Origin of the sequence: Nostoc sp. FACHB-892, from assembly GCF_014698795.1 — a bacterium.
GTDB lineage: Bacteria > Cyanobacteriota > Cyanobacteriia > Cyanobacteriales > Nostocaceae > Nostoc.
Genome location: NZ_JACJTR010000039.1, coordinates 46,189 through 57,110, shown reverse-complemented (window position 1 = coordinate 57,110; position 10,922 = coordinate 46,189). Strand labels below are relative to the sequence as shown.

The 10,922-nt window shown below is 40.9% G+C and carries 7 protein-coding genes and 1 pseudogene; 6 read left to right on the top strand and 2 right to left on the bottom strand.

Annotation, left to right across the window (positions count from 1 at the left end):
* Positions 1-641: pseudogene (locus tag H6G96_RS31555) on the top strand (bifunctional DNA primase/helicase); the annotation flags it as partial.
* Positions 642-825: 184 nt separating this feature from the next.
* Here the strand turns inward: H6G96_RS31555 and H6G96_RS31550 are convergent.
* The gene (locus tag H6G96_RS31550) at positions 826-1,602 is read right to left on the bottom strand and encodes a site-specific integrase (protein WP_347242297.1); all 777 of its coding nucleotides are present in this window, start codon (positions 1,600-1,602) and stop codon (positions 826-828) included.
* Between the two features lie 376 nt (positions 1,603-1,978).
* Here H6G96_RS31550 and H6G96_RS31545 point away from each other — a divergent pair, with 376 nt between their 5' ends.
* A complete protein-coding gene (locus H6G96_RS31545) occupies positions 1,979-3,358 on the top strand; it encodes an IS4 family transposase (protein WP_190916980.1) in 1,380 nt (459 codons plus the stop codon).
* A 1,413-nt stretch (positions 3,359-4,771) separates the two neighbouring features.
* Here the strand turns inward: H6G96_RS31545 and H6G96_RS31540 are convergent.
* Complete coding sequence (locus H6G96_RS31540; protein WP_190916978.1) at positions 4,772-5,449, bottom strand: hypothetical protein; 678 nt, start codon at positions 5,447-5,449, stop codon at positions 4,772-4,774.
* A gap of 609 nt (positions 5,450-6,058) precedes the next feature.
* Here H6G96_RS31540 and H6G96_RS31535 point away from each other — a divergent pair.
* From H6G96_RS31535 to H6G96_RS31520, 4 genes are all read left to right on the top strand, one after another.
* Complete coding sequence (locus H6G96_RS31535) at positions 6,059-6,646, top strand: hypothetical protein (RefSeq protein ID WP_190916976.1); 588 nt, start codon at positions 6,059-6,061, stop codon at positions 6,644-6,646.
* A gap of 283 nt (positions 6,647-6,929) precedes the next feature.
* A complete protein-coding gene (locus H6G96_RS31530; protein ID WP_190916974.1) occupies positions 6,930-7,250 on the top strand; it encodes a hypothetical protein in 321 nt (106 codons plus the stop codon).
* A 21-nt stretch (positions 7,251-7,271) separates the two neighbouring features.
* Positions 7,272-10,091: a hypothetical protein gene (locus H6G96_RS31525; protein ID WP_190916971.1), complete on the top strand. Its 2,820-nt coding sequence runs from the start codon at positions 7,272-7,274 to the stop codon at positions 10,089-10,091.
* Complete coding sequence (locus tag H6G96_RS31520; protein WP_190916969.1) at positions 10,092-10,802, top strand: hypothetical protein; 711 nt, start codon at positions 10,092-10,094, stop codon at positions 10,800-10,802.
* Positions 10,803-10,922: the final 120 nt, after the last annotated feature.

Genomic DNA, 10,922 nt, shown 5'->3' with positions numbered 1-10,922 from the left:
AAGTTACCGCCGACGATTCCACCTTACTCAAGATGACGGCGATTGCTATACATTGTGCTGCTCACGTTAAAGCAATTCTTGGGTTTACTATCCCTAGCGACTGTAAGCCTATTTGGTTGCTAGCCACAATGCTAGAGCAGCTGGGGCTAAAGTTGACTTTCCGCAAGCAGGGCAAACGGGGTCAACAGGTAAAACTTTTTTCCTTATCTAAAAAGGAATTAGAATTTGCAATGCATGTAATTGCTCATCGTGAAACGAAGCGGAATCAAAAAGAAAATCGAACCTATTATGCCCCCAAAACCCCTGCTGCGTATAGTGTAAACCCCAATCAGCAGCCCGTATCCACACCCCCCCTTGATGCTATAGGGAACTCCCATTGCCAAGGGGAGGATACTACCGAACTTGAGTCGCCTCCGACCGATCGGATTACGCTACTTCATTGCGTAGAAATACTTCGCTCTGGTATTTCTCGTGGAGTGGATGCAATTAAAGGCATTCTCAAGCGATGGGTTGAGGATTTGCGCTGGGAGACGGTACTGGAACTTGAAGCGATCGCTCCTGATGAACTGCGACTTGTCGAGGCAGCAGTACCGGAATTTTACGCCTTGCTCAATGAAGAGGTGTTGCCTATGGAGGAGTAAAGTCGGCGACGCCTACGCCGCGACTGAGCTACGTAAATAAAGAGCAATCTGTGCCTTATTTTTATCAGTGAATATCGCTTGAGGTGTTGCTGATGGAATTGTAAATGGCTTTTTGGGAAAATCCTTATAGCCTTTATTGGCTATCAGTCCTGTCTAGATCAACTAATAGGTATTTCCTGATCTATCACTCCGATGATAACCTCGTGTTATCCGCATTTTGCTTGTCAATATTGCTGCTGCCCATTGATGGCGGTGATAGCATCGATAACGCCGCGATCGCACCCCGGACTTGGGATGGTTCCACCTCCAGATAATTTTGCAGTTGCTCTAAGTTGCGATGTCCGCTAATTTCTTGGATGACTCGCAATGGAATTCCGGCATTGCTCATGAAAGTAAGTGCGGTTCTGCGGCAACTGTGTGTGCTTGCTCCTTCGATGTCCGCACGTTCGCAAGCTTCTCGGAAGATTAGGCTTGCATATTCTGAGTGCAAGTGACCCCGCCCCCATCTACCAGGAAACAAAAAACCGTCACGGGAGTTTGTCGGTTTGTAACTAGCTAAGAACTGCCTTAGTTCTGACAAAATTGGAATGCTGCGGGTAGCTAACTTTCCCTTTGTATTCCCTTTACGGATGATCAGCTCTGCTCTGATCCGTCCCTTGCTGTTATAAACATCTTTAATTTTTAGGGTAACTGCTTCATTGACGCGGCAACCCGTGTACAGCATCACGGCACCGAGTGTTCTATCCCGGACTGTGGTCAACCCCGAAGTGAATAGACGCTGGATTTCTTCCGGCGACAAAACTTTTGCCTTTCCGTGACGGTCAATTTTCACAGCCCCGAACCCCCGATAGTTAATCATTATCGCCGATGCTCCCGTCCCAGGATTTATTTCGGTGAAAAAAGTGTGGAACTGTACTGCAATGTGTACTAGTTTCTCTACCGTTTCCCTTTCCCTGTTCACGGACAAAGTGAAAATTGTGGCACTTTGTCAGCAACAGAATACCCCCGTCACCTGTAGCCAGAACGGTGTACTAATGCTGTACTATTCCCTTGCCATTTAAGCGCACAGGAGAAAAAGCCGATGTTTACCTAGACACTACCTTTCTTCATGCCATTGGGCTATAGCCGAATGGCACTGAAATAAGACAAAACCCATGATTGATAATGGTTTGGAGAAATGAAACCCAAATTGTGATTTATCAGTGCAGAGCGGATTCTAAGTAACACTTGATGTTAGCGTGGCAGCAATACTAGCAGGCGATCGCTGAAAAAATTCTTCTGTATGAAGAAAAAGCTTCCAAGTCCTGTAAAAAAAGAATTGGAGATTGGAAGCCAATATGACTACTACTGTGCCAAATCGTGTACAAGTTCTCAAGACAAAATTTACCACTAGTCTAGGATTACCGTTTCGAGACATTTTACCGGAATGGGAAATTCAACAAGTTATTGACGAGCTTGGTATTAAATATCGTCGTCGGCTGTTTGATCCGTTCGTAACCTTATGGGTATTTCTATCACAAGTATTAGACGTTGATAAAAGTTGTGAGAATGCAGTTTCAAGAGTTAGTGCATGGTTAGCGAGTGAAGCTTGTGAAATTCCTTCAATCGATACAGGTGCTTATTGTAAAGCACGAAAAAGATTGCCAGAACAACTTTTAGAGAAACTTTTTAACTCTGTGGCTGAAAAATTACAAGGTAAAGTAATGCCTTTGCAATTGTGGTGCGGTCGTCATATCAAAGTAATAGATGGTTCAACAGTATCAATGCCTGATAGTATTGAAAATCAAAAATCTTACCCTCAGCCTAGTAGTCAACAACCTGGTTGTGGCTTTTCCATCGCTAAAATCGGTGTAATATTTTGTTTAACTACAGGCGCTGCTATTGCTTTAGCTGTCGATGTTTTGAACACTCATGATATCAAACTTGCTAGGAAGTTAGCTCAATTTCTTCACAAGGGAGATGTACTTTTAGGAGATAGAGCTTTTTGTGCTTATGCTGATTTAGTTGTCATAAAAAATATGGAATGTGATGCCGTTTTTCGTAAACATCAATCCCGAAAGACCTCTATGCGTCGTGGTAAAATTGTTGGAGCATGTGACAAGTTAGTGACTTGGCATAAACCAAAAAAATGCCCACAAGGTTTAAGTCAATCAGAATTCGCTGCTCTACCTAAAACCTTAATTGTCCGAGAAATTTATTACCATATTGTGATTCCAGGATTTCGGACTACCAACGTCAGTTTGATTACAACTTTATTAGATTCTCAAACTTATACCACTCTCGAAATTGTTGGGCTTTATGACTCTAGATGGGATGTTGAAGTCAATTTAAAACATTTGAAAACTACTTTAGGTATGGAGGTGTTACGTGGTAAAACTCCTGAAATTGTACGTAAGGAAATTTACGCTTTTTTGTTAGCTTATAACCTGCTACGTACATTAATGTGGGAGGCTGGGATGACTTTCGGTGTTCCTCCATTACGCTTATCTTTACAAGGAACTCGTCATCACTTAGATCACTTTATTCCTGAATTATTAGCTAATACTGGCAAAAAACGCGATCGCATTTATCGGACTTTGCTCCTTATTATTGTTTACAAACCAGTTCCTGACCGTCCCGGTCGAGCTGAACCCAGAGTTAGGAAACGCCGTCCCAAAGCTTACCCATTAATGAAACAACCTAGAAATCAATTACGCCGTCAATTACAGACTGCTTAATTTAACTATATCTTGGCTTATTTCAGTGCCATTCGGCTATAGCCAATGCCCCTAAAAATGCACCTATATTGAAAAACCTAAAGATAGGTGAAAAAAATAAACTAAAAATGGCTTTATAGTTAATAAGTGATATAAAAATCTAAAGAGCATACTCTTAACAGTTAACTACACAAATATTACAGGTGTAGGTTTGGGTTAAAGAAAACGGGCAAAGGTGCTTATTTTAAGAAACTTGTACAAAATTCTTCCCTGCTTCTGTTGCTTTCATGCCAAATCAAGCTTATCGGAATAGCCCGCTTTTTAATCGCTATCACGCCATAAAACTATAGAGTCATTTTTAGTTTATTTTTGAGAGTGGTGTCAATACGGTTTGGATAAGCTGGCGTTGCAGGGGAGGAAAGAGGGTTATTGTTCAGTAATTCTTCTCTTCCCCTGCTTCTCTTCTCCCCCTGCCCCCCCTGCCTGCCTCAACCAAAAAATTCCTTAACCGAACGGTATTGAGAGTGGTGTGATTGCTCTATAAAAAATTCTTCAAGAAACGGGTAAAACTTGCGTGCCAAAAACTCAAACTTTTCTGCAATTGATTCCGAACTTGTCCTTAATCAATTTTCAGGGTGAACGCCAAGATGCTCCCTGATGGGCGAAGAGACTTTAGCTGATTGCGAGTTAATTTATAATGTCGTAAATTACACAGTTAAAAATACAACTTTAACATCGAACAAAACCCCCGTGCTGTATCATGATACTTGTCTAGGTAAACAAATTAAGTTGGTGGTAGGTTCATTTAGCCTATTTACCTAGATGAGTATAATGCAGAAAACTTTACTGCATAGCGATGCCTTCAGTAGTGATAATTGCGTAACACAAGGTGTTTTATATTACAGAATACAGTAATACAGAGGGCATAAGGGAAGGCACAGACATCGTTTGGCATGGTGGTCTGCAAATTCCCGTTCCTTTTAACACCCTCGATCTTGGCTCATATAAAGAATTAGTTTTTCAGAATCATAATTAAGTTTTTGCCGACCAATAGTCGGCAAATTGCGATTTTCATAGAGCGATCAGCTACGCTCTTGCGGTTACGCCATCGCTTAGTATAAGCATGAAGTAATCAGTGACTGGGAAATCTAAGTATAAAAAACTACAAAGCTTTGCTTAATAACTGATGTGCGTGAGCAAAACTATTTACTGGCTAAACTAACTTAGAAACGGCGATCGCTGTTGACTGCGCTGCTCACATCAAAAATTTTGGGTTTCACTGTTCCCTCTGACCCCAAACCTGACTGGTGGTGCTGCAATGGTTCGGGATCGCTGCGCTGGACTATTTAGATATCTGTGGCTGGTTGTGCTGGAATGGGAAGTAATTGCGGAGGTTGAATTGCTCCCTCTCTAACAACTAGTGCCTGATTTTTACTATGATTGCGTTTTCTTCCATTCGTCTACTGTTAAGCAAGTTTTCCCAGTGGGTATTAATCCTGTGGTTGCTGACACACCGAAATTTGTCAGCGCATAATTTTCTGCTTCTGCGTCCTTAAAAGCCTGTTCCACTACCTTTTGCTTCTCTTCTTTTGACAAAACTTCAACTTTTACATTCTCTGGCGTAGGAGTAGTGCCTGTTTTCTTGAGCATGAAATTTTTCACATTGTACAAGCCTTCTTCTCGCGGCTTCCCTAAATTTAAGCACCCTCTTGATTTCACGAATAATCCTGTAGTCCAAAAATTTCTTACAAAGTCCTGTTTGTTAACAAATTGGACTCCATTCGCTCCCCACACATAGACAGGCTCGAAATATCCCTTAGTTCGAGGGATTTTGGTTTCGTTGCACCTTGTTCCGTTTTTGTACGGAGCGTTCCCGTCTCCGCATACCTTCCAAGTTATTCTATATAAGTTAGGTGTCTCTTCTACATATTGCCTTATTTGCTCCTGTACTTCCTTATCTTTTTGGCTTTGCTCATCATCACTTGCCGCCGCATAAGCCTGTTTTAAGTCATTCTCTGCCTGAGCAACCAAGTCTGTTTCAGACTGGCAAGCTCCTAAGTATAGTCCTACACCTATTGAAACAAGTGCTGCAAATATTTTTCTTTTATTCATAAATACCCCAACAAATGATGCGTGAAAATTAATTCCCAATTTCCTTGCTTGACCAAATATTTACTTCTAACAAATGCTGAAGTACAAGCTGCAAGTATTATACATATTTGTTCTATACATGCAATCAAGTTTTAACAGTTTTTAGTTATGATGCAAAACATGGTGAGGTATCGAAGGGAAAGTTCAATTTATGGAGAGCAGGGATACTTAAATCAATTCGCAATTCGCAATTCGCAATTCGCAATTTGCAATTACGTTTTGTAACGGGGATTTTAATTAGGCTCTTAACTTAAACCCCCAAAGTTTGTTAAAGCTAATCTAGATGTTTTAGACCATAAAACTAGCTAATAGTCAATCCCCCCTATTTGGCACTTACTGAAGATGTTGCACAAATATCTATACTAATTAATGATTAAGGATATGAGTATATCAAGCACAAAGACTGATAATAGAACAAAGAATTTTTATCTACGTAGATTATTGCTGTTAGAAATGTTTATACAGTACTACAGTTCTGTTTTTTTCCGTACCAGAGTTTGTGGATTTTGGGGTTGACTTATTCAAGAATGTGCCTATCCCTCAAGACATCGTTCAGGAGAACGAAAGCAGATGCGTACTGATTACGGATACACAGATTTTGCAGCTTCAGCAACAGGAACACTTTTACCTGAGGAGAAGAATGACAGGGCGAAAAAAGGCACACTTACACTCATGGGTGTGACTGGTGTGTTGATGATAGCAGAGATGTCCGTCCACAATATATTGATGGGTGGATTTATGATTGCGTCTGCCATCGTGATTGCCTTGCCGAAACAGTCACAAGCATTATTTACTAACTTCGATAAACTACAACGAAAGTATGGAGTTAATCTCTATGCTGTGTTGTTTGCGCTGTTAGCAGTAATTTGTCTAATTGATTTTGCGGCGGCTCCAGCTAATGCTCAGTTTTTCAATAATGCTCAAACTTGGATGACCACCACTTTTGGGAATGCCAACAATGGACAAACATCAGAAGTTATCGAACTTTTTTTCAATGTATTGAGAGCTTTATTCCTATTATATGTTGGGATCAGTCTAGTTCAGATTATTCAATCTGCCCGGAACGATGAAGATTGGCAGACACTAGCAAGAACTCCATTAATCATAGTTATGGCAGTTTTCGTTGGAGATTTAATTACTGGTTTGATTGTTCAGTAAAAAAGCTTTATGGGTTATCAGTTATTGAGGGAGATCCAATAAATAAATCAGCCCAGCCGGCGCTTTCGCCTTGAAGGCGAAAGCGCCTAGATATCTCGGTTTCGCCTAGATATCTCGGTTTTGCCAAAAATATTATTGATACGGTGAAGCAGCGCGGTCTTGGGGGTTTCCCCCATGAGCGACTGCTGAACCCCGAAGGGGCTGGGCTGATTTATTCGTGTCTTGTGCCTGATAATTACGCATTTGGATTAATAGCTGATAACTCTTTATTAAATCAATAAGTATGTCAAATAAACATGATTTTCGGACAGTAAATCGGATTTTAGGAGAAAGACCAAGACTAGGGCCATTCCCTGCCGATCAAATATTTGCCTGGACATTAATAGCAGTAGTCAATGTTTTTCTGTTCAATTATCTACTGAAAACAAGTTGGTTGGGTACAGGATTAAGTATTGCTTGGGGATGGGCAACATGGTGGACAATTTCTACAAATAAAGACTTTTTCGGTAAGTTCGTCAGCGTCCCTCGGATTAGTAGGGGATATATGAGACATAAACCAATTCGCAATTCGCAATTCGCAATTCGCAGTTTTGAAGATAATTAAATTTCAGTTATTAATAAAGTTATGCCAAATTCTTCTAATAAGGCTAAAGATAAATTAGGTAAAGTCGCATTAGAAAAGGAGCAGGTTAGTGTTGTGAAAATGCTCACTCCCTTTGAAGATATTATCCATTTAGCGGGTATTTGCGACCTCAACTTAGGAGGTAGGCAGGGCGTAGGCGCATTAATTCTTAAAAAAGGTGAAAATATTCAAATTAAATTCTGCTTTGATTGTTTAGGGATTCATCCGAATTTAGAATCATCGCAAATGCTGCCTATCTTTGAGGGGATAGAAGCGGGGCTAAAAGAAATTCCCGAAGGGGAAAACTTAACAATACATTTAGGTTCTTTTACGTCTGATTATCACCGACAAGAAGAACTGTCCAAGCTAGAGAGTAATTGTCAGATTGACCAATTAAAATTGTTAATACGTAGTGAAAGATTAAGGACTAAAAAACTAACCCAAAGTGGAGCTAGGAAGAATAAGTTTTTGAGACTCTGGTGTACTTACACTGTTATTGATGACGATGAACGGTCTAAGGATTTTATAGAATCTCTTATTAGAAAATTAGAAAAGGGGTGGTTTCGCTTTACAGGTGAAATTCACGCCCATAACAATACTAGAATTGAAAATATTCTGCAAAATTCATTTAACGATGGATTTTTACAGTGGTCAGCTATCCTGGGCAACAAGATGAAGTTGGGGATTAGGGTTTTAAGTGCTGAAGAAATTTGGTCAACAATTTGGCAACAGCTTAATTGCTCTACTCCTCCGGCAATCCCTAATCCATTAAAAATTGACCCAATAGATGGAATAGTAGAAACTCAGACGAGCGATTTTCACATCCGCCACCAGATGTTAGAGAATGAGGAGTCTGTGCCATTTTTCGATAGAAAATGGGTAAAACTACAAAATAAATATATTGGGGCGCTCAACTTCAGCCAAAAGCCAGGGGGGTGGTATGACGAACAAGCCCAACTGCGATATCTATGGGAATTAATCTCTAGAGATAGTATTTATGATACAGAAATTATTTGTCAGGTAACAAAGGCAAATCAAACTATCTCTAAAACAAATCTTCAACGGATTACCAAGCAATCAATTACCAGCACTTCTTTATCTACAGAGAAAGGAAATATTGATGTCAAATCGGGGATGAATATTGAAGAAGCGGTAGAGGCGCAGAAGACAATATATAAAGGTAGTGTAGTAGTGCATACCGCAGTTGCTTTTCTCGTCCACCGCCCAACCCCACGGGAATTAGACGAAGCTTGCCGATATCTTGCCAGCTATTTCTTGCGTCCGGCGGTAGTTGACCGGGAGATTGAATACGCCTGGAAGACATGGTTGCAGTGTTGCCCATTTGTTTGGGAGCCGTTGTTAACCAAGCCTTTTAACCGCCGACTGCCATATTTTAGTTCGGAAGCACCAGGGCTGATGCCATTGATCAGGACTGCCACAGGCGATCGCGCTGGCTTTGAGTTAATTGCAGAAGAAGGAGGCACACCAGTACATTTAGACTTGTACCAAAACCACAAGAATTTGGCAGTCTTCGGCGCAACTCGTTCAGGTAAATCTGTGCTGGTGGCAGGTATTCTTACCCCGGCACTTGCACAAGATATTCCGGTAGTGGCACTAGACTATCCCAAGCCAGACGGGACATCCACTTTCACCGACTACACCAATCTGCTGGGTGAAGATGGGGCATACTTTGACATCTCCAAAGAATCAAACAATCTTTTTGAACTTCCTGATTTACGCTCTCTGGATGCAGAACTGAGAAATGAGCGATTGAACGATTTTAAGGAATTTCTCAAATCAGTGCTGATGACAATGGTGATGGGGACGAGCATGATTGGTGTCAGCCCAACGATTACCACCAATATTGAGTCAATCATTGCTTTAGCTTTAAAAACATTTTTTAATGATGATGAAATTAAATCACGCTACAAGTCAGCAATACATTTTGGATTTGGGACTCAATATTGGAGCGAAACTCCGACGCTCAAAGATTTTTATAATTTTTGTTCTCCAGCTTTCATACAATTAGATTCTATTGCTAGTAAGAGTCAAGAGATTTCCGAAGCCTTAGAGCAAATCAGGCTGAGAATAAATTATTGGTTGAGTACCAGGGTCGGGCAATCCATCTCACGCCCATCCAGTTTTAGAACTAATGCCAAATTGTTAGTATTCGCTTTACGTAATTTATCGAGTGAAGCTGATGCTGCCATACTCGCTCTTAGTGCATACTCTGCTGCATTACGTCGCGCATTATCATCAAAAGCTTCGATATTCTTCCTTGATGAAGCACCAATTTTATTCCAATTCGATGCGATAGCTGACCTGATTGGGCGATTGTGTGCCAATGGTGCGAAGTCTGGTATCCGCGTCATCATCTCTGCCCAAGAACCAGAGACTATATATCAGAGCGCATCTGCACAGAAGATATTTGCCAATATCACTACACGTTTAGTAGGCAGGATTCAATCATCAGCCGTTGACCCGTTTATTGTTCGCTTTAAATATCCTATCGAAATCATCAGGGTCAACAGTACAGAAGCTTTTTATCCAAAAAAGTCGGGGATTTACTCACAATGGTTGCTTGATGATAACGGCAAACTCACATTCTGTCGCTATTATCCTGCCTACTGTTTATTAGCCTCAGTTGCTAATAATCCAAACGAACAAGAATTACGCAGTTTGTTTCTCAAGCACTATCAAGATAATCCTCTACTTGGGTTAATCAAATTTAGTGAGGATTATATCAGAATGATTCGGGGGGAAGAGTTATCAGAATTAGCGAAGAATTTACTTTCAAAATCACATACAAGACAGGTAGCTTAAATGAAAAAGCGAACAATTGGGGTAATAATTTCTGCTACAGTTGGCAGTTTATTGATAGCTGCACCTAGCTATGGCATCAGCATCAACGATTTTTTTAGTTCTATCGTATCGGATCTTCAAGGAGAAGTTTCGGAAATTCAAGCATGGGCATCCGATGAGATTAACAGTGCTTGGGGTGACATCAAAGAAAATGCTAATGCGGCAATTGATAGTTCTATTGGACAATTGGGTGCGCCTGACCCAATCGCTTCGGCTGAACAATTGAAAAATACGCTCAAGGATGATTATTCTTATCCTGTCGCCCAAGAAAAAGCACAGAAGCTAGAGCGTGAATTGACGCTTGGCTCGATTGCCAGCGTGATTGGAAAAAAAGGACAGCAGCAAACTCAAGAAAAAATTGATACTACTGCACAAATCACTAAACTTGCAAAAGGTATTGCTGATGAGGCGCAGAATATGGACGCTTCTCAGAATGTTCTCAAAGCGATGGCGTCTCAGAACAGCTTAATTGTGTCAATGTTGGCACAGCAGCGTACTGATTCTTTATTAGCCCGACAGGACAATGCTTACTCTAACTTGATGCTAACGCAAGTAGCGGAGCATCTTGATTCCCAAAGGCAAAAGGAGAACTCCCAAGAAGATGGCAGATTGTCTCTAGTACATGAAGTCGTACTTAATGCACGGTTAAATGCGACATCTGCTGACGACTAAAGGTTTATGAAGAAGAATTCAGAACTCAGGAGCGGAGCAGGAGTTGCTCCGCCAAGGCGTCAGAATTGCTGCATTAATTCTGTACGAGTGGTTGATAAATATTGGTCAAAAAAGGATATT

What these genes read in the sequence shown, in the direction of transcription:
- H6G96_RS31535 (WP_190916976.1), top strand. Translation starts at nt 6,059, where the DNA reads ATGCGTACTGATTACGGATACACAGATTTTGCAGCTTCAGCAACAGGA.
- H6G96_RS31530 (WP_190916974.1), top strand. Translation starts at nt 6,930, where the DNA reads ATGTCAAATAAACATGATTTTCGGACAGTAAATCGGATTTTAGGAGAA.
- H6G96_RS31540 (WP_190916978.1), bottom strand. Translation starts at nt 5,449, where the DNA reads ATGAATAAAAGAAAAATATTTGCAGCACTTGTTTCAATAGGTGTAGGA.
- H6G96_RS31525 (WP_190916971.1), top strand. Translation starts at nt 7,272, where the DNA reads ATGCCAAATTCTTCTAATAAGGCTAAAGATAAATTAGGTAAAGTCGCA.
- H6G96_RS31520 (WP_190916969.1), top strand. Translation starts at nt 10,092, where the DNA reads ATGAAAAAGCGAACAATTGGGGTAATAATTTCTGCTACAGTTGGCAGT.
- H6G96_RS31545 (WP_190916980.1), top strand. Translation starts at nt 1,979, where the DNA reads ATGACTACTACTGTGCCAAATCGTGTACAAGTTCTCAAGACAAAATTT.